Below are 19,016 nucleotides of genomic sequence, written 5' to 3' on the forward strand. Positions count from 1 at the left end.
GCAAGGCGGCATGAGCGTCAACACGAGCGCACCGGCCAGGGCACTGCCCGCGGCGCCGATCGCGGTGCCCCGCACCGCTCCCCGGCGGCGGTCGGTGGCCCAGGGCGCGCTCGCCGTGCTCCTGATCATCGTCGGTGCACTGACCGCGGCGTACGTCGCACAGCGCATCGGCAGCACGCACGACTACCTCGGGCTGGCCCGGCCGGTCGGCAAGGGCGCGCAGATCACCCGCGACGACCTGGTCGTGGTGCGGATCAACCAGGCCGTGGGCCTGCGCCCGATCCCCGCCGCGAACGCCGGGCAGGTGATCGGCAAGCGCGCGGTCATGGCGCTGGTGCCCGGCACGCTGCTGACCCTGGACCAGGTCACCGAGACGCCCGTGCCCGCGCCGGGCCACCAGCTGATCGGCATCGCGCTCGGCGAGGACCGGATGCCCTCGGCGTCCCGGCTGGCCGTCGGCGCGGAGGTGCTGCTCGTGGTGGTGCCCGAACGCAGCACCGGCGACGGCCCGGACCTGGTCCCGCCGCGCACCATCACCGCCACGATCGTCCAGCTGGCCGCGGGCAGCAGGTCCGGCCAGTGGGTGATCAACGTCGAGGTGGCCACCGTGGACGCGCCCACCGTCGCCGCCCTGGCCGCGGGCGACCGCATCGTGCTCGTCCTCGACGGATCGTGAGCGGACGCCGATGACCCTGATCGCGATCGTCTCCGCCAAGGGCTCGCCGGGGGCCTCCACGGCCGCCCTGGCGTTCACCCTGACCTGGCCGTCGCCGGTGCTGCTGGCCGAGTGCGACCCGGCCGGCGGTGACCTGCTGGCCGGTTACCTGGCCCGCTACGAGCTGCCCGCCAACCGCGGGGTGCTGCCGCTGGCGTCGGCCGCGCTGCGTGGGTCGGCCGACGCCGAACTCGCGGGCAACCTGATCGACCTGGACGCCCCGCGCCAGCAGCGGATGGCGCTGCCCGGCCTGACCGAGCCCGCGCAGGCCGCCACCCTGAGCCTGGCCTGGACCAGCCTCGGCGAGTTCTTCGCGCGGATGACCACGCAGCTGGTGATCGCCGACTGCGGGCGGCTGTCGGCGGCGCATCCGCCGTGGGCGCTGCTGGCGCAGGCCGACCTGGTGCTGCTGGCGGTGCGGCCGCACTCGCTGCGCTCGGTGTCGCCGGCCGTCTCGGCGGTCACCGCGATGCGCCGGCAGCTGCCGGCCGGTTTCGTGGAGAACAGTCTGGGCCTGCTGCTGATCGGGGGCGGTATCGGCGGCCGGGAGGTCTCCCGGCACCTGGGCGTGCCCGTGGTGGCGAGCCTGCCGTGGGATCCGGCGACCGCGGGCGCGCTGTGCGGTGACGGCAGGGGCCGCCGCCGGGCCGCGCTGATGCGCAAGTCCGCCGCGGCGTACGAGAACGTCACCTCGCTGATCGCGGCCCGCCGCATGGACAGCGCGCTGTCGCGGCGCGACACCGAGCCGCTGCCGGTGTTGCCGTGACCGCCCCCCGGTTCATCCCGATCCCGCCCGAGGCCGCGGCGGTGCCCCGGGCCAACGGCCACCACCGTGGGTCCTATCCGGCTCAGCCGCCCGGGGCGCACGCCGCGCCCGCGGCTCCGGTCGACTACGCGGTGGTGCGCCAGCTGCAGGGCCGGGTCACCGAGACGCTGACCCGGCTGCTGGAGGACTCGGCCAACGTCACCGCGGCCTACCGGCGGGAGACGGCGGCGCGCATCGGCCGCGAGGTCATCGCCGACTACGTGGTGGCGATGGCGCACGCGGGCCAGCCGGTGAGCCCCGCGTACGAGCAGGCGCTGATGGACGCGGTCGTGGCCGGGATGTTCGGGGCCGGGCGGCTGCAGCGGCTGCTGGACGATCCGAAGATCACCAACGTGCACATCATCGGCTGCGACCAGGTGCTGCTGCACCACGCCGACGGCAGCCGCAGCCGGGGCGAGCCGGTCGCCGACACCGACGACGAGCTCATCGGCATGCTGCAGGTGCTGGCCATGCGGGTGGCGGCGACCGAGCGGCAGCTGTCGGAGTCCAATCCCGAACTCGACATGCAGCTGCCCGACGGTTCCCGGATGACGGTGCTGTACAAGGTGTCGCCGCGCCCGATCGTCTACATCCGCAAACACAGCCTGTTCACGGCGACGCTGGACGAGCTGCGCGACCGCTGGGGCATGATCGACCTGCTGCTGTACCGGTTCCTGATCAAGGCGCTGGAGTCCGGCGCGAACATCATGATCGCGGGGCTGGCGGCGTCGGGCAAGACGACGCTGCTGCGCGCGCTGGGACGCACCATCCCGGCCGGCGAGCCGTACATCACCCTGGAGGAGTCGCGCGAGCTGGGCCTGCACGAGTCGCTGCACCCGTCGGACGAGAACTGGGTGATCAGCCTCGAAGCGCTGCAGGGCCACGGCGAGTACGACAACAGCGGCAAGCGCCGCGGCGAGAAGACCCTGCACGACATGATGCCGATCACCCAGCGGCTCGGGGTGCGGCGGGTCATCGTCGGTGAGACGCGTGGCCGCGAGATCGTGCCGATGCTGCGCGCGATGACGGTCAGCCGGGGCGCGATGTGCACCATCCACGCGCGGCAGGCCCGCGAGGTGATGGACTCCATCGTCCAGCTGGCCTGCTCGTACGGCAACGACATCGGGGCTGAGCAGGCGCTGCGTATGGCGGCGCAGGGCATCGACCTGATCGTGTACACGGCGGTGGTCGACGAGCGCGCCATCGGCGGCGGCGAGCACCGGTTCGTCTCGCACGTCATCGAGGTCGGCGGCATGCGCGAGGACCGGGTGGTCACCACGGTCGTGTTCGGGCCGGGGCCGGACGGCCGGGCCGTGCCGCGCCACCTGCCCGAGCGCATCCGCGACGACCTGATGGATGTCGGCTACGACCCGCGCGAACTGGTGCCCTACATCGAGGCGGGGCCGCACAACCGGGGCTCGTGGACCAGGGAGCTGCACGTCAAGCGGGTGCGCCAATGACCCAGATCCTCGCGGCGCTGTCCGTGATCACGGCTGGCACCGGCATCGTGCTGGCGGTGCTGTTCCTGATCGGCACCCGCCGTCCGGCCGGTCCGGCGTCACCGTCGCGGCTGTGGCTGCGCCGGTTCTGGCGCGGTCAGGGGCGCACCGTGGCGCAGCGGCGTACGCACCAGGGGGTGCTGATCTTCGCGGTGTGCGCGGGCGCGGCGGCGTGGCTGATCACCGGATGGCCGGTGGGCGGTGTCATCGTCGCGCTGGCCGTGCCGGGGGTGCCGTGGCTGTTCTCCGCGGCCACCGCCGAGAAGAAGGCGCTGGCCCGGCTGGCGGCGCTGGAGGCGTGGACCCGGCGGGTCAGCGACTACGTGCGCAACGGCATCGGCCTGCAGGCCGCCATCGTCGCCACGGCCCGCACGGCGCCGCCGCTGCTGGCGACCGAGGTGCGCACGCTGGCCGCACGGGTCCAGGCGGGCACCGGTCTGGCGATCGCGCTGCGCCAGTTCGCCGACGAGCTCGACGACCCCAGCTGCGACGAGGTCGTGGCCCCGCTCATCCTGCAGTCGGCGGACGGCGGGGAGGGCCTGCACCTGGCCCTGCTGGACATCGCGAACGGCCTCGGCGAGGAGATCGTGTCCCGGGCCACCGTGGACAGCGAGCGCTCGTCGGCCCGGTTCACGGTGCGCTTCCTGACCGGCGTGACCGTGGCGCTGGTGTTGTTCGGCGTGCTGAACCCCGGCTACGCCGCGCCCTACCGCACCGTGCTCGGCCAGCTGATCCTCGCCCTGCTCGCGGGCCTGTACGTGGCGCTGATGATGTGGATCCGCGGTCTGTCGCTGCCGGAGCGCCTGCCGCGCCTGCTGCGCTCGGAGACCGGCCCGGCGGAGGTGCGGTCATGATCGGCGGCAACCTGTGGCTGGCGCTGGGCATCACCGGCGGCGCGATCGCCGGGTTCGGCGTGTACCTGCTGATCGCCCAGTTCGTGCCGGTCACACCCGCGCTCGGCCCGGCGCTGCGGCGGCTGCACCCGGGCGTCGACCCGCACTACGCGTCCCCGGCCGACCTGCCGGTCGTCGACGGTGACTGGATCTCGAAACTGAAACTGCCCATGGCCGACCTGGCGATCCTGGACAAGACCCCGGAGCGGCACGTGTCCGCGGTCGCGCTGTCGGGTCTGCTGGGCCTGGTGCTGCCGGTGCTGGTGTCGGTGGTGCTGGTCGTGACGGGCCGCTCGCTGCCGGTGGCCGTGCCGGTGGCGGTGACCCTGCTGCTGGCGCTGGGCATGGGCGCGCTGGCCCACTACGACATGCTGGCCAAGGCGAAGTCCGCGCGGGCCGAGTTCGTCCGGGCGCTGTGCACCTACGCCACGCTGACCGCGCACCAGGTGCGTTCCGGGCATGGCGCGGTCGAGGCGATGGAGCGCTCGGCGCGCATCTGCGATGGCTGGCCGTACGTGCGGCTGCGCAGCGCACTGCTCAGCGCGCAGTTGCAGATGCGCGCGCCCTGGGACGAGCTGAAGGGGCTGGCGACGGCCATCGGCGTGGTCGAGCTGACCAGTTTCGCCGACATCATGGGCAGCGCCGGCAACGACGGCGCCCAGGTGTACCAGACGCTGCGCGCCCAGTCGGCGTCGCTGCGCGACCAGATCCGGGTCCGTGCCCTGGAGGTGGCGAAGACGCGTACCTCCAAGCTGGACATCCCATCGACGATGATGATCATGATCTTGCTGGTCCTGGTCGGCTATCCGCTGATGATGAGCCTGTTCAACCAACGATGAGGAGTAGTCACGACATGTTCATGACCCTTTACGCGGCGGCCGAGGTCCGCCTGCGTGCCCTTCTCGCTTCCGACGCCCGGGATCGGGGCGAGGGCCCCGTCCCGCACATCGTGCTGGTCGCCATCATGGCGCTCGCCGCGGTCGCGATCGCCACGGCGGTGTGGGGCATCGCCGAAGGCTGGATGGACCAGGTCCCCACCGACGCTCCGGCCGGCCCGGGTGGCGGCGCCCCGTGATCTTCCGCGCGTTCCGTGACCGGCTCCGGCGACGGAGCCGGTCACGGGCGTGCCCGGACCGCGGCGGCAGCGCCGTCGAGTTCGCCATCATCGCCGCGCCGCTGCTGCTGGTCTCCCTGATGGTGGTGCAGACGGGGCTGTACTTCTACGCCCGCTCGGTCGCGCTCGCCGCGGCGACGCAGGGTGCCAACGCGGGCCGCCAGCACGGCAGCACGAACGACGCGGCCAGGGCCAACGCCAACGACTTCCTCGGCCGGATCGGGCCGGGACTGCAGAACCCCGTGGTCGTGGTGACCCGCGACGCCGCCAACACCGAGGTCACCGTCGTCGTCACCGGACGGGCGGTCAGCGTGCTCCCGTTCGTGAACCCGTTCGAGATCCGGCAGCAGGCGCACGGACCGGTCGAGAGGTGGGTGCCGTGATCATGCGCCGGCGTGGGGACCGCGGCTCGGCCGCCATCGAGCTGGCCATCCTGGTGCCCTCCGTGCTGCTGTTCTTCGCCGCGGTCGTCGTCGGCGGCCGGTACAGCCTGGCCCGCCAGGCGGGGGAGGCGGCCGCGTACGACGCCGCGCGCACCGCGAGCCTGGCCCGGTCCGAGTCCGCCGCCCGCGCCGAGGCCTACGACGCCGCCATGGCCTCCTACAACGCCGCGGGCCTGCGCTGTGAGCCACTGGACGCGCAGGTCGACGCGTCGGGGTTCCTGCAGCCGGTGGGCGTGGCCGCGACCGTCACCGTACGGGTGAGCTGTCAGGTGCAGTTCGCCGACATCTCGATGCCGGGTGTGCCGGGCAGCTTCCTCATCGAGTCCTCGTTCACCAGCCCGCTCGACACCTACCGGAGCCGCCGATGACCAGGTGGCGCGGTGACGCGGGCAAGGCGACCGTGTTCGTGGTGATCATGGCGCAGGCCTGGGTCTTCATGTTCGGCATGGTCGTCGTCGGCGGCGGGCGGCTGCGTGCCTACCAGCGCGCCGACAATGTCGCCGCCGAAGCCGCGCGCAGCGCGGGGCAGGCCATCGACCCGGCCGAGGCCATCCAGGGCCACGACAAGACCATCGACAGCACCCTGGCGACCGCCGCCGCGCAGGCCTACCTGAACAGCGTCGGCGCCACCGGCACGATCACCGTCGCACCCGACGGCGAATCGGTCACCGTACGCGCCACCATCACCTACCAGAACCCTTCCGGCCTGGCCTTCCTTGGCGGGGCAACCTGGCGCGCCACCGGCGAGGCCACCGCGACACTCCTCATCGGATAGACCTGCTCGCCGGTCGAGCAGCCACACGAAAGGGCGCAACCATGGCACCAGTCCGGCGTAACCGGCCCCACTGGACGCTGCGCCTGTTCGCCGGCCTCGCAGCGCTGACCGGGATCGTGGCGATCGTCGCGGGTGTGCCCGTGCTGCTGGTGGAGCTCGCAGGCAACCCGCTGCCCCGGCACCTGCCCACGCTCGACGAGCTCGGCACCGCGCTGACCTCGCCCGACAACGGCGACCTGTTCCTGCGCGTGCTCACGCTCGCGGGCTGGGCAGCCTGGGCCACCTTCACCCTCAGCATCCTGATCGAGATCGGCGCGCGCATCAGCGGCCGCCGCGCCGCCCGGCTGCCCGGCCTCGGCCTGCAACAGCGGGCCGCCACCGTGCTCGTCGGCGCGCTCATCGCGGTGTTCGCCGGGGCGAGCGTGGCGACCGCGGCCCTGCCCGCGCTGCCCGGCCCGAGTCCCACCCGCGCCGTCGCGGCCGCACCGTACGCCGGAGTGGTGGCCGTGCCCCGGGTCGCGCCCGCGCTGGCGTACGCCCCACCGGCCCTGCCCCAGGCCGCACCCGCCGCTCTGGCCGCCCCGGCCGCCGCCGCCCCGGCCCCCGCCGCCGTGACCGCAGCCGCGCTCTATCAGCGGTACCAGGCCCCGCCGCCCCGCCAGCGCGTCGAGCGCGCCGTGTACGTCGTCAAGAAGGGCGACTACCTCGGCTGCATCGCGCAGCGCTTCACCGGTGACTTCGACCGCTACCAGCAGCTCGTGGCGCTTAACCCGCAGCTGATCCGCAACCCGAACCAGATCGAGCCCGGCTGGCGGATCGTGCTGCCCGCCGACGCGCACGACCGCGGCCAGATCCGCCACGCGACCGGGCGGCTCCTGCTGCCCGCCGTGGAGACCCCCGCCCCGCAGCAGCCCGCGACCCCGCCACCGCCAGCGACCCCGCCGTCGCCCGCGACCCCGCCACCGGTCACCCCGTCCGCCCAGGCCAGTCCGCCTCCGGCGTCTCCCGCGCCGAGCAAGGCCGCGCCGACCAAGGCCGCGCCGCCCGCCGCGGCACCGTCGGCCGCAGCCCCGTCGCCGTCCGTGGTGCCCGCCCCGGCGACCCGGCCGAACATCGTGCCGCTGGACGAGACCGACCCCGGCACCGGCAAGGTCAAGGTGCTCGCCGCCGGTGCCGGGCTGGCGCTGGCCGGGGTGCTCGCCGGGCACGTCGTGGTGCGCCGCCGGATCCGCCGCCTGCACCGGATGCGGGTGGGCCGCCGACGCGGCGTCGGCGGCGTACGCAGCCCGCTCGGCTACCGCTCCCGCGAGGTCCCGCCGCGCCACCGCGCCACCGAACGCCTCGACGCCGGGCTGCGCCAGCTCACCGCCGGACTGCGCGGCCGCTCCCCGTGGGAGATGCCGGACATCGCCGCCGCCTGGGAACACGGTGGCGACCTCGCGATCATCCTGGCCGCCCCGTGCGCGGACCCGCCCGAGCCGTTCGACGTGCAGTGGCCCAACACCTGGTCGCTGGCGGCCTCGTCCTGGCTGCCCGACCGCGTCGACACCCCGTCCCTGCTGCCCGGCCTGCTCAAGATCGGTAGCTGGCCGCAGGGCGGCGAGCTGTTCGTCGACGGCGAGCGCACCGGCCTGCTGACCCTGCTCGGCGACCCGCAGCGCTGCGACGACCTGCTCCGCTACCTGGTCGCCGAAGCGGCCACAGCCACCTGGACCGACGAGGCCACGGTGACCGTCGCCGGGCTGAGCAACGCCGACATGCGCGCGCTCGGCTCGCTCAGCGACCGGGTACGCACCAGCTCATCGGTCAGCGACGCCCTGTCGCGCATCGGGCGACGGGCCGCCGCCAACGCCGCCGTGCTGCACGACTCGCAGACCGCCGACATGCCCACCGCCCGCATCAACAACGTCACCGGCGACGCGTGGGGCATCCAGCTGCTGTTCATCGCCGACCCGTGGGGCGAGCACACCGAGCAGCTGCGCGACCTCGACGCGCTGCTGGCCGACCTCGGCCGCGTCGGCATCGCCGTCATCGCCACCCACCCCACCGGCACCCGCTGGTCGGCGACCATCTCCTCCGACGGCGGCGTACACATGTCCTGGCTGGCCGTCACCGACATCACCGCGTGCGAGCTGACCAGCGCCCGGCTCGCCGCGCACGTGGCCGGGCTGGCCCAGGTCGCACGGGTGCCGGTGCAGACGACCAGCGGCCCGCGCCACCGGCTGCGCTGAAAGGCGGCAGCGGGGCGCGGGGGAGATCGTCTACGGTGGCGGCCATGCCGAGAGCTCTGGTCGAACGTGCCATGGAACTGCTGTGCACGCATTACGTGTTCCCCGAACGCGCGGTCCCGGCCGCCGCCGACATCCGCCGCCGCCTGACCGACGGCGAGTACGACGGCATGGACGAGGCGGCGCTGGCCGACGCGCTCACCCTGACCCTGGCCGAGCACTGCGCCGACAAGCACCTGCGCGTACGCACCCGCGACCCCCGCCTGCACGTCACCGTCGACCCCGCCGAGGCCGACGCGGTGTACCGGGAGCACCTGCGGGTCACCAACCACGGCATCGCCCGCGTGGAACGCCTCGACGGCAACGTCGGCTGCATCGACCTGCGCGGCGTCACCGCGGCGGGACTCGGCGGCCGGGCGATCACGGCGGCCATGGAACTGGTCTCGCAGACCGAGGCGCTGATCCTCGACCTGCGCCGCAACCGGGGCGGCTCACCCGACGGCGCGATCTTCTGGACCAGCTGGTTCTTCCCCGACGGCGAGACCCATCTCAACAGCATCGAGTCCGGCGCGGGCACCTCGCTACGGCAGTACTGGAGCGTCGCCTACCTGCCCGGCGAGCGCTACCTCGACCGCCCCGTGTACGTGCTGACCAGTGACCGCACCTTCTCCGCAGGCGAGGAGGTCAGCTACAACCTGCAGTCCCAGGGCCGGGCGACGCTGATCGGCGAGACCACCCGTGGCGGAGCCCACCCCACCGACCGCTTCTCGATCACCCCCACCCTGGAGATCACCGTCCCGCTGGCCCGCTCCATCAACCCGGTGACCGGCACGAACTGGGAGGGCGTCGGCGTCGTCCCCGACATCGCCGTCCCGGCCGAGAAGGCCCACGCCGTCGCCTACCGCATGGCCCTGGAGCACGTGCTGACCACGTCGGCTTCCCCGGTGGTACGCGACGAGGCCCGCGAAGCGATGGCGGGACTGGACTGAGCAGTTCCACGGTGGGATGCCCGCCTCACCTGGAATGGTGAGCATGGCGAGCGTCTATGTCCTGACACGTGGGAAGTGTTTGCGATAATCGCAAGAAGCGCGTTAGCATCGATGCCATGACCGGTGACTCAATCATTGATCGTGTACGCGTCGTGATCGAGCAGGTGGGGGAAAATCAGTCATCGTTCGCGTCGATGGTCGGAATGACCGAGGACAAGCTGTCAAAGTCCTTGAAGGGCACTCGCCGCTTCACCTCTCTTGAATTGGCACTGGTCGCAGAAGTCGGCAGGGTTTCTGTGGACTGGCTGCTTTCCGGGAAGGCGCCGGCCCGACCGATGGTTGCCGCCCGCACGATCGACAAGGCGTCACTCGACATCGCATCGATTACTGAGCTCGTCGATAGGCACATGGCGGCCTTCGACGTGTTGGACCTGCTGGGAGAGGGGTCTGTCGTCTCGGAACTTCCGCCCGTGTCTGAGGAGTTGCAGCTGTGGGAGCAGGGTGAGGCACTGGCTACCCATGCTTTGGAGCGGATGTACGGCAGTGGCCTGACGGTCCACAAGCTCGAGTTTGCGGTATTGGCGAACAGTGTCGAACAGTTGTTCGGCATTGATGTCGTGGTCGGCAGCCTTCCCGACGGTTTGGATGGTCTCGCGTGGCAAAAAGACGGCAGAAGACTGATATTTCTACCGTCTACTCGCCAATGGACCAGACAGCGGTTCACCTTCGCGCATGAGCTCTGTCACGTACTCGCGGGAGACGCGCAACAGATTCTGGTTGACCAGAATCTGTCTCCGGGAAAGGATGCACATCCATCCGAGCGGCGGGCGAACAGCTTTGCCGCAGCATTTCTGATGCCTGCCAAGGAGCTCAGGGGCCTGGTTTCGGGGCGAATTGATCGCGACGCCTTCGCGGAGCTCGTGGTGAGCTTCAAGGTTTCGCCGAGTGCGATGGCTGCGAGATTGCGATCGCTCGGGCTGCTGCAGAAGGAGTCCTTCGAGGCGCTGCGAAGATTGACTTCGCTGGACTGCCATGAGTTGGCGGGTAACCTGGAGGACTACGTCGCTCAGGTGAACGGATCGATTGCGGCACGCCTGCCGTCGCGGCTGGTGCAGTCGCTTTTCGAGGCCTACCGGGACGGTCGGACCACTCTGCGACCACTCGCGAATCTGCTGAGTGTCGACGTCGGTGGTCTTCATGAGGTCCTGTCTGGCACACCTGAGTTCATCGACCAGCAGGGTGATCGCGAATCGAACAGCGAGTTGGTGTACTCGCTGTGACGTTGTGGTGGTTCCCGGACAACACGGTGCTTTGCAGCTATGCGGCTGTTCGTCGCGTCGATGTCCTCGAAAAGACGCTTGCCAGCCGCGGGCGGTGGACCGAGGCCGTCGCATACGAGGCCGGCCGATCGGCGCAGGTTGTTCCTGGGCTGGACGAGATCGTTCGTGGCGGCTGGCTCGGGGATCCCATCGAGATCGATCACATTCATGAGATCCGCGCAGTCGATGTGATCCGCAGAACCGTTTTCGGTGGCCAGGCGACGGAGCCGAGGAAGCATCTTGGGGAAGCCCAGACCCTCTATGTGCTCCAGAACCGAGCGGAGTTCCGATCGTCGATCTGGGTAACGGACGACCGAGAAGCTCATGCCTACGCAAAGCGCCAAGGCGTAATGACGAAAGACACGGTGGATGTGATGCGGCATGCCGTCGCGGACGCTGTGGTCACCGCAGAAGAGGGTCTGCGGTTGCTTCACGCAATGGCAGCCGCCGATAGATCCTTATTGAGTCTGCCTCGTCGACCAGAAGAACTGCGCAGATGAAAAGCGGGTCGGACGTGTGGATGCGAGCAGATGTGATCACCAGGTTGCGGGCGGCGGGCTGCGTGTTCGCCGAGGACGAGGCCGACCTGCTGATCGCGTCGGCGGCTGGCCCGGACGAGCTGGACGTGATGATCACGCGCCGAGTCGGCGGGCTGCCGCTGGAGCACATCGTCGGCTTCGCCGAGTTCTGCGGCCGGCGCATCGCGGTGGATCCGGGCGTGTTCGTGCCGCGTCGGCGTACCGAGCTGCTGGTCGAGGAGGCCGCGAAGCTACTGCGGCAGGGGTCGGTGGTGCTGGACCTGTGCTGCGGGTCGGGCGCGGCCGCGACCGTGCTGGCCGGGTACGGCGACTACGAGGTGCACGCGGCCGACATCGAACCCGCCGCCGTGGCCTGCGCCCGGCGCAACCTGGAACCGCTCGGCGGCCACGTGTACGAGGGCGACCTCTACGAACCCCTGCCCAGCTCCCTGCGTGGCCGGGTCGACGTGCTCGTGGTCAACGTGCCGTACGTCCCGACGGAAGCGATCGCCCTGATGCCGCCGGAGGCGCGGCTGCACGAGCCTGCCGTCGCCCTGGACGGCGGTGCCGACGGGCTGGACATCGCCCGGCGCATGCTGGCAGGCGCGGGGGATTGGCTCGCCCCGCAGGGTCACCTGCTGCTGGAGACCAGCGACGAACAGCTCGCTGAGTCCTGCGAACTGTTTCGGGCCGCCGGCCTCGGCCCCCGCGTCGCCCGCTGCGACGATCGCGGGGCGGTCGCGGTAGTCGGCCGGCGCGACTGACGGCGCGACCAGAGGAAGATCGCTGTTTCGGGTCGAGACCTCGGGCTCAACCACAGGTTTCGACCCGAAACAGCGATCTTCGAAGGTGGCGGCTGCCGGGCCAAGCCGGAGGGGTCAGCCGGTGATGATGACGTTGCGCCAGAGGGCCTGGCCGGGGTTCTTGCAGGAGAGTGACGTGGTCTGGCCGGGGCCCATCAGGGCGCTGTAGGTGTAGTACTCGCGGTTGCCGACGATGATGATCGCGCCGAGGCGCACTTGACCGCGAGCTTCCACAGGAAGGCTGAGCCGTTCGGGGCGCAGTAGGCGGTCACCGTCGGGCCTTCGACCGACGTGATGCAGCTCGGGTATGCCGCGGCTGCGGGGCTGGCCAGGCCCACGATGGCGGCGGTGCTCAGCATTCCAGCGGCGGCGACGGTGGCAGGGCGCGGGACAGGCGGTGACGTTTCACAGCCGTTCTCCTCACTGGATCGATCAAGGTCGCCGAGAGGCTACAGAGACGGGCGTATATGCCGCGTACAAGCCGTCTACAGGCGCACCTGCCCGCTGCGACCACCGCAAGCGGGTTCGTTTGCGTGACGGGGGTACCGTTTGGCGCGTGCCGATCGCCGCTGCGTCCAGCTGGGCCTTGACCCTGTGGGTAGCCGTGCTGTGCACCGGCGCGGCGGCTGACCGGTCCAGCCTCGGTGCGATGCTCGCCGGTGCGGCGGCGCTGCTGCTCGTCACCGCTCTGGCCGTGGCGGCAGCGCACGGCCTCGGCCGTCAGCCTGCCGGCCGGGCGGCGCTCGACCTCGCGCTGCGCGAGCTGTCCAAGCACACCGGTGTCCTGCGCCAGCGGGACCCCGACGCGGCGGGCCGTCCCCGCCCCCGAGCACCCGGACTGACCCCTCTCGCCTGCTGACCCGGACTTCACCGGGCACGGGCACACGGTCCTCGTCCTCGCCCCGCCGGTAGACCGACGTCCCGGCCGGGCAGCCGTACCCGCAGAGGGGTTCTTCTTCCATGTTCGACGCGTTGTTCCACGCCGCCCACGCGGCGGTCGTCCACCTGTCCACGCTGCTCGCGCCCGTCGGCGGCACGGCCGCTGCCGTCGTCGCCGTCACGATGGGGGTCCGCCTGCTGGTGCACCCGCTGACCCGGGCCGCCGTACGCGGCGAGCGGGCCCGTGCCGCGCTCGCCCCGCAGCTGGCCGTCCTGCGTAAGAAGCACGGCAAGGACACCACGGCCCTCGCCCAGGCCATGACCGAGATGCATCGTGAGGCGGGGGTGTCGCCGCTGGCGGGGCTGCTGCCGATGCTGCTGCAGATGCCGGTCTTCATCGTGCTGTACCAGCTGTTCGCCAGTGCCACCGTCGCCGGGCAGGCCAACGTGCTGCTGGACAGCACCCTGTTCGGGGTGCCGCTGAGCGCGCACCTGGTCGTCCCGGCGGCGGCGTGGCTGCCGCACCTGGCCGTGTTCGGTGGGGTGGTGGCGGTGCTGACGGCGCTGGCGTGCGTCTCGTCACAGCGGGCGGTGCGGCTGGCGGCGTTGCAGGAGACGCCGCCGGTGGGCCTGCTGGCGGCGCTGCCACGGGTGCTGCCGTACGCCATCCTGATCAGTGCCGTGGTGTTGCCGCTGGCAGCGGTGCTCTACCTGGTCACGTCGACGGCGTGGACGGTCGCCGAGAACGCGCTGCTGCGGCGCGGCTTCCCGGCCCGTGCGGTGGCCCCGCTGAAGGCCTCGGGCGGGGCGGTGGCGTGACGTCAGTCGGACAGCCGATCGCGATCGACGGGGCGCGTGGGTAGCGTCCTGGCGTGACCAAGCATCGGCTGAACGAGGACGACGCGACGACGATCATCCCTCGGGTGAGCCTGCCGGAGACCGTCGAGGAGCTGGCGGCGGCCGAGCGCGCGCCGCGGTCCCGGCGGTCCCGGCGGCCGGTCGTGATCGTCGCCGCGGTCACGGCCGTGCTCACCACCGCGGCGACCGGCTGGGCGCTGGCCCAGCCCGCGGACCAGTCGACGCCGGTGCCGGGGGCGTTGCCGACTGCGGGCTCACGCAGTTTCGTCGACGGGTTCGGCGAGGTCAGCGCGTCGGCGGAGCCGCCGTCGCGGTCGTGGCCGCGCAGCCCGGCGGCCCGGCCGTCGGCGCGCCCGTCGGCGGCCGGTGCGCCGTCGGTGCTCGCCTCGCCGGGCCAGCCGCTGGCCTCCACGGAGCTGCTCGCGGGCAGCCAGCGGTCGCTGCGCGCGGCCGACCGGCCCGACCGGTTCGTGCGGCAGAGCGGCGGGCTGGCCTCGCTGGTCAGCGTCACGCTGACCAGCGCCGGCGGGGTGCGCCAGGAGGCGACGTTCACGGTGGCGAAGGGGCTGGCCGACGCGAACTGCTTCTCGTTCGTCGGCGTCGACGGCGGCTACCTGCGGCACCGTGACTGGCGCATCCGCCACGACAAGAACGACGGGTCGGCGCTGTTCCGGGCCGACGCGACGTTCTGCGTCCGGCCGGGCTCCACGCCCGACACGCTCTACCTGGAGTCGTACAACTACCGGGGCTACTACATCCACCTGCGCGGCGACGAGCTGTGGATCGACCGGTGGCGCGACCGGGACCACCGCTTCGAGCGCGAGTGCGCGTTCGCGGTCACCGCACCCTGGGGCTGACCTGCAATTTGCAGGAAACACGGGCATCCGTAGGTATTCACGGTTACTTGCGTATGGCTACGTAGCGCTCTACGGATTGTCGCCACAGGCGTACTCAGCGATCGTTATGCACATGGGTGGACCACCTGGGAACCGCCGAGCGACTCCCCAGCGGCACGTGACCTAGTCTCCGTGCCGCTGGGTGGACTCGCACCCCCGTCGGGGGTTCCCGAACGGTTTGCGGTAACGGCCGGTCACCGCCGGTCGGAACCAATGCTCTCGCTGAGCGGTGTGGCAGGGAGATGCGTCGTCATCCAGAGCTGACGGCGTACGACCCTGAGGTGGGGGAGCGGCCGATCGTCGCTCCCTCACCACCAGCACGAACAACAGGCTCGATCCACCGTCGTCCGGTCAGTGCCAGGGCCGCCGACGGGGCCTGGGGAGGAGGTGGCCTCCGGTGCCGGCAACGGTTCCGGAGGCCGCTCGCATCAACCGGGCAGGTCCAGCTCCACCCCGGCGAGTTCCGCCCGGGAATGGACGCCGAGTTTGTGCAGCGCCCGCGCCACGTGCTGCTCGACGGTGCGCGGTGACAGGAACAGCATCTGGGCGATCTCGCGGTTGGTGCGCCCCTGCGCGGCCAGCCTGGCCACCTCCCGTTCGCGGGGGGTGAGGCCGCCGCCGTAGCCGGGCCGCCCGCCCTTCGCCACGACCCCGTGCTCGCGCAGCGTGTGCTGGCAGCGGGCGGCATCCCAGCTCGCGCCCAGGGCCGTGAACGCGCTGCCCGCCGCGGACAGCGCGGACAGCGCGTCGCCGTCGCCCGGCCGTATCGCCAGTGCGCTGCGGGCCCGGCCCTCCTCGGCCTGGGCCGCCTCGTACGGGCGCGGCTGCGCCGCGAAGACCTTGGCCGCGTCCGCGAAGTGGACCGCCGCCTCGGCAGGACGGTCCTCGGCGGCGAGCAGGTGCCCCCGGCACAGCTCCAGCGCGGCTTCGGCCAGCGGCGACTCCAGCCCGCGCATGCCTGCGGCGAACTCCTCGGCCAGTTCGCGCGCCTCCCCGGTCAGCCCGGCCTGGCCCAGCACGTGCACCGCGTACGGGGCCAGTTCGGCGGCCCAGTTCCAGATGGCCTTGGCGCGCACCCGGGCCACGGCCCGGCGGGTCTCCGCGACGGCCTCGTCGAGCTGCCCCCGGGCGGCCAGCACCCGGATGTGGGCCCCGGACGCCGCGGCGACGACCGGCACGGTGCTGGTGTACGGCGCGGCGACGCCCGCGGCGGCCAGTGAGGACTCGGCGGTGTCCCAGTCGCCCCGGGCCATCGCGAGCTGACCGGTCACCAGGTGGCCCTCGACCGCCGTGGTGGGACCGTCCGGCACGGTGAACTCGACGGCCCGCTCGGCCAGGCCCGCCCAGCGGCCCATCGCCCAGTCCAGGCGCAGCATCGTGCACCGGGCCGTGGTGCTGGTGACCGACGCGCCGACCTGATCGGCGAGGTCGGTGGCCTGGCGCAGGAAGTCCTCGGCGGCGCGGTGGCGGCCGAGCAGGGTCGTCGCGTCGGCGAGGTTCTGCAGGCCGCGGGCGACCTGCTGGCGTACGGCCAGGTGGGAGCCGCCCTCGGTGGCCAGCCGCTGGGCCACCGTCCAGGCCGCCGGGTCACCGCGGTTCATCAGCAGGGTCGCCCGGTTGGCCAGCACGGCCATCTTGATCGCGTCGTCGTCGCAGGCCGCGGCGGCCTCCTCGGCGCGTTCGAGCCAGCCGAGGTCGTTGCTGAACGAGGAGAAGTGCAGCACCGGCCAGGACAGCACGGCCATCGCACGGGCGGCCAGCGCGGGGCGCTCGTGCAGCTCCTCGACGGCCTGTTCGACCTCGGCCGCGCCCTCGGCGTACTCCCCGGCCTGGTTCATCAGCACCAGCCCCAGCTTGAGCCGCAGCTCGCCACGGGCCGCGACAGGCAGCCGGTCGTCGGCGATGATGCGCCGCAGCAGGGCCACGGTCTGGTCGGAGCGGCGGCCGACCTCGGCGGTCTGCGCCAGCCGGATCGTCAGGCGGGTGCGCACGTTGCGCGGCACGGTCTGGTCGGCGAGCACCTCCTCCAGGGTGGCGATCGCGGACTCGTTGTCGCCGTCGGCGATGTAGCGTTCGGCGGCCGCCTCGGCGTGGCGCATCCACGCCTTGTGCTGGCCGGAGCGGCGGTGGTGGTGGGCCAGCCGGGCCAGCTGCGGGGCCGCGTTGCCTTGGGCGAGCGCGACCGCGGCGCGGCTGTGCAGCTCACGCCGCCAAGGGCCGGGCATCACCTCGTACACGGCACGGGCGGCCAGCGGGATCCGGTAGCCGTAGCGGCCGTCCTCGGCCTCGGCGAGCACCGCCCCGGTCAGCACCTCGACCAGGGCGTCGCGGCCCTGCCCGGCGTCCATCCCGGACACCTCGGTCAGCAGCTCCTCGGCGACGGGCTCGTCCAGCACCGCGGCTGCCTCGGCGATGCGCCGCCCGGCCGCCGACAGCGCGGCGACCCGGGCGTTGGTCAGTTCGCGCAGCCGCGCGGGCGGGGCGAACCGCCCGAAGCTGTTGCCGTCGCTCTCCTCGCCGGGCACACGCAACTGGTCGAGCACGTCCTCGATGACACGCGGCACGCCGCCGGTGAGCGCGGTGAGCCGGGCCGTGAAGTCGGCCGGGGGATCGGTCCGCCGGACCTGGCGCACCAGGCGGCGCACGTCGTCGGGCTGCAGCGGGTGCACGCGCACGGTCGCCGAGCGCATCTGCGGCGCGTACGCGGCGGCGACGCCGAGCGGCAGCCCGGACACGGCCAGCTCCTCCGGCCGGTACGACAGCACCAGGCACACGTCGTGCAGCGGCGCGGACAGCAGCAGCGACAGCAGGTCCCGCGAGTCCGGGTCGATCCACTGCAGATCCTCGACGACCAGCGTGACCTGGCCCAGCGAGCCCAGCAGCGCCCGGATCGCGCGTAGCATCCGGTGCCGGTCCTCGGCCGGGTCGGCCAGGTGTGGCAGGTCCGGCGGCATCCGGTCGGCGAGTTCGGGCAGCAGCGGGCGCAGCGCACCGAGCAGGGGGTTCAACGCGGACGCCGGGGCCAGGTGCGGTTCGGCGCTCAGCAGCAGCCCGGTCGCCGCGGCCAGGGGCAGCGGCGGCCGGATGGGCGGGCAGGCGGCGGCGAGCACCGTCCCGGTGGCCTGCCGCCGCCACTCGTTGATCAGCCGGGTCTTGCCGCTGCCCGCCTCACCCGCGACGAACAGCACCGCGGGCGCCTGCGCCACGGCGTGCAGGAAGCGTTGCAGAGTCTCGGTGCGCCCGACGAACGCGCGGTCTGTCTGCACGCCCGTATCTTCGCCGTTGTCGGCCATCGACGCCAAGTCATCCCGGTCCGCGAGCGGACACCCATGCCATGACGCCGTCCTCGGGTCCGGTCCCGACCGGGTCACCGGCGGCGCGGTTCGCCGGGCGGACCGTGGGTAATGTTTGCGGCGCGAGGCTGAGGAGGGCGGGCGCATGGGCCGGGTCATCGTCATCGGGGACGTCGGCGGTTTCCCGGATCAGCTCCGGGCGGCGCTGATCGCGGCCGGGGCACGCAGGAAGGATCTGCGGCTGCCCGCCGACCTGACCGTCATCCAGGTCGGCGACCTGGTCGACCGCGGCCCGGACAGCTCCGGCGTGCTGCGCATCGTCGGCGAGCGCCTCGACGACCAGCCGGACCAGTGGATCCAGCTGCTGGGCAACCACGAGTCGCAGTACCTGCCCGGCGGTGAACAGTTCTTCCCCGAGCGCCTGTCCAAAGCCGACGCCCGGTTGTTGCGTACCTGGTGGGAGGACGGTCGGCTGCGGGTCGCGGCGGCGGTGCGCACCGCGGACGACGACGACTACCTGCTCAGCCACGCCGGGCTGACCGTGGCCTGCTGGCAGGAGCTGGGCGAGCCGGCCACCGCCGCGGCCGCCGCGCGGCTGCTCGACGAGCGGCCCGAGCCGATGCTGTGGCGCGGCTTCGACACCGGCGCCGACGGCAAGTCGGGGCCGCTGTGGGCCGAGGCGGGCTCCGAACTGTACGGCGAATGGCTCGACTTCTACGCCACCGGCGGGTTCGTGCCGTTCGGGCAGGTCCACGGGCACTCGCAGATCGTGGGCTTCCGCGACCGCAGTTGGCGGGTCACCGGCCGGATCCGGCAGCGGGCCACCGTCGACTGGGAGGCCCGGCACGTCCGGGTGCGCGCGGGCGGGCGGGTGCTCATCGGCGTCGACCCCAAGCACGGCCGCAACGGCGCGCCGTCGTGGCGGCCCCTGGCGTTCGACGGCGCGACGGTGCTGTTGACCGGTCACCCGCCGACCGGAACCGCGCGGG

The 19,016-nt window shown here is 72.4% G+C and carries 19 protein-coding genes and 1 pseudogene; 18 read left to right on the forward strand and 2 right to left on the reverse strand.

Going from position 1 to position 19,016, the window contains the following annotated elements; all coding sequences use genetic code 11:
• Nucleotides 1-10: 10 nt before the first annotated feature.
• The 14 genes from HAV40_RS25230 to HAV40_RS25295 all read left to right on the forward strand — a co-directional run bounded on the left by HAV40_RS25230 (nt 11) and on the right by HAV40_RS25295 (nt 12,062).
• Nucleotides 11-676, forward strand: a complete 666-nt coding sequence (locus HAV40_RS25230; protein WP_166385393.1) for an SAF domain-containing protein — start codon at nt 11-13, stop codon at nt 674-676.
• A gap of 10 nt (nt 677-686) precedes the next feature.
• On the forward strand, nt 687-1,481 hold the full coding sequence (locus tag HAV40_RS25235) for a CpaE/TadZ family protein (RefSeq protein WP_166385395.1): 795 nt from the start codon (nt 687-689) through the stop codon (nt 1,479-1,481).
• The gene (locus HAV40_RS25240; RefSeq protein WP_166385397.1) at nt 1,478-2,980 is read left to right on the forward strand and encodes a TadA family conjugal transfer-associated ATPase; all 1,503 of its coding nucleotides are present in this window, start codon (nt 1,478-1,480) and stop codon (nt 2,978-2,980) included. The genes HAV40_RS25235 and HAV40_RS25240 overlap by 4 nt, the downstream gene beginning before the upstream one ends.
• A complete protein-coding gene (locus HAV40_RS25245; protein WP_166385399.1) occupies nt 2,977-3,873 on the forward strand; it encodes a type II secretion system F family protein in 897 nt (298 codons plus the stop codon). Before HAV40_RS25240 ends, HAV40_RS25245 begins: the two co-directional genes overlap by 4 nt.
• The gene (locus tag HAV40_RS25250) at nt 3,870-4,751 is read left to right on the forward strand and encodes a type II secretion system F family protein (RefSeq protein WP_166385401.1); all 882 of its coding nucleotides are present in this window, start codon (nt 3,870-3,872) and stop codon (nt 4,749-4,751) included. The genes HAV40_RS25245 and HAV40_RS25250 overlap by 4 nt, the downstream gene beginning before the upstream one ends.
• Nucleotides 4,752-4,765: 14 nt before the next feature.
• On the forward strand, nt 4,766-4,987 hold the full coding sequence (locus HAV40_RS25255; protein ID WP_166385403.1) for a hypothetical protein: 222 nt from the start codon (nt 4,766-4,768) through the stop codon (nt 4,985-4,987).
• Nucleotides 4,984-5,409 carry a TadE/TadG family type IV pilus assembly protein gene (locus tag HAV40_RS25260; RefSeq protein WP_166385405.1) on the forward strand — a complete coding sequence of 142 codons (426 nt, stop codon included), beginning with the start codon at nt 4,984-4,986 and terminating at the stop codon, nt 5,407-5,409. Before HAV40_RS25255 ends, HAV40_RS25260 begins: the two co-directional genes overlap by 4 nt.
• 2 nt (nt 5,410-5,411) lie before the next feature.
• Entirely contained in the window at nt 5,412-5,837 is a 426-nt protein-coding gene (locus HAV40_RS25265; protein WP_166385407.1) for a TadE family protein, read from the forward strand.
• Nucleotides 5,834-6,244, forward strand: coding sequence for a hypothetical protein (locus tag HAV40_RS25270; RefSeq protein ID WP_166385409.1), 411 nt, complete (start codon nt 5,834-5,836; stop codon nt 6,242-6,244). Before HAV40_RS25265 ends, HAV40_RS25270 begins: the two co-directional genes overlap by 4 nt.
• A gap of 41 nt (nt 6,245-6,285) precedes the next feature.
• On the forward strand, nt 6,286-8,475 hold the full coding sequence (locus HAV40_RS25275; protein ID WP_166385411.1) for a LysM peptidoglycan-binding domain-containing protein: 2,190 nt from the start codon (nt 6,286-6,288) through the stop codon (nt 8,473-8,475).
• 44 nt (nt 8,476-8,519) lie between these two features.
• Nucleotides 8,520-9,461 carry a S41 family peptidase gene (locus HAV40_RS25280; protein ID WP_166385413.1) on the forward strand — a complete coding sequence of 314 codons (942 nt, stop codon included), beginning with the start codon at nt 8,520-8,522 and terminating at the stop codon, nt 9,459-9,461.
• Nucleotides 9,462-9,577: 116 nt separating this feature from the next.
• Nucleotides 9,578-10,741, forward strand: a complete 1,164-nt coding sequence (locus HAV40_RS25285; protein WP_166385415.1) for an ImmA/IrrE family metallo-endopeptidase — start codon at nt 9,578-9,580, stop codon at nt 10,739-10,741.
• Nucleotides 10,738-11,280: a hypothetical protein gene (locus HAV40_RS25290; protein WP_166385417.1), complete on the forward strand. Its 543-nt coding sequence runs from the start codon at nt 10,738-10,740 to the stop codon at nt 11,278-11,280. The genes HAV40_RS25285 and HAV40_RS25290 overlap by 4 nt, the downstream gene beginning before the upstream one ends.
• Before the next feature lie 20 nt (nt 11,281-11,300).
• The gene (locus HAV40_RS25295; RefSeq protein WP_166385420.1) at nt 11,301-12,062 is read left to right on the forward strand and encodes a putative protein N(5)-glutamine methyltransferase; all 762 of its coding nucleotides are present in this window, start codon (nt 11,301-11,303) and stop codon (nt 12,060-12,062) included.
• A 114-nt stretch (nt 12,063-12,176) separates the two neighbouring features.
• Here HAV40_RS25295 and HAV40_RS25300 read toward each other — a convergent pair whose 3' ends face one another.
• Nucleotides 12,177-12,317, reverse strand: a complete 141-nt coding sequence (locus tag HAV40_RS25300) for a hypothetical protein (protein WP_166385423.1) — start codon at nt 12,315-12,317, stop codon at nt 12,177-12,179.
• Between the two features lie 340 nt (nt 12,318-12,657).
• On the opposite strand from HAV40_RS25300, the gene HAV40_RS25305 reads away from it, so the two are divergent.
• The 3 genes from HAV40_RS25305 (at nt 12,658) to HAV40_RS25315 (ending at nt 14,695) form a co-directional block, all read left to right on the forward strand.
• A complete protein-coding gene (locus tag HAV40_RS25305) occupies nt 12,658-12,960 on the forward strand; it encodes a DUF6412 domain-containing protein (protein WP_239086654.1) in 303 nt (100 codons plus the stop codon).
• Between the two features lie 101 nt (nt 12,961-13,061).
• Nucleotides 13,062-13,799 (forward strand): YidC/Oxa1 family membrane protein insertase, encoded by a 738-nt coding sequence (locus tag HAV40_RS25310; RefSeq protein ID WP_166385425.1) that lies wholly within the window; start codon nt 13,062-13,064, stop codon nt 13,797-13,799.
• Nucleotides 13,800-13,852: 53 nt separating this feature from the next.
• Nucleotides 13,853-14,695: an AbfB domain-containing protein gene (locus tag HAV40_RS25315; protein ID WP_166385427.1), complete on the forward strand. Its 843-nt coding sequence runs from the start codon at nt 13,853-13,855 to the stop codon at nt 14,693-14,695.
• A gap of 467 nt (nt 14,696-15,162) precedes the next feature.
• On the opposite strand, the gene HAV40_RS25320 is transcribed toward HAV40_RS25315, so the two are convergent.
• The gene (locus tag HAV40_RS25320) at nt 15,163-18,000 is read right to left on the reverse strand and encodes an ATP-binding protein (protein ID WP_166385429.1); all 2,838 of its coding nucleotides are present in this window, start codon (nt 17,998-18,000) and stop codon (nt 15,163-15,165) included.
• A 172-nt stretch (nt 18,001-18,172) separates the two neighbouring features.
• Here HAV40_RS25320 and HAV40_RS38630 point away from each other — a divergent pair.
• A pseudogene (locus HAV40_RS38630) lies at nt 18,173-18,556 on the forward strand (metallophosphoesterase); the annotation flags it as partial.
• Nucleotides 18,557-19,016 lie beyond the last annotated feature (460 nt).

This window comes from Catellatospora methionotrophica, from assembly GCF_011297335.1.
In the GTDB taxonomy this organism is placed as follows: Bacteria; Actinomycetota; Actinomycetes; order Mycobacteriales; family Micromonosporaceae; genus Catellatospora; species Catellatospora methionotrophica.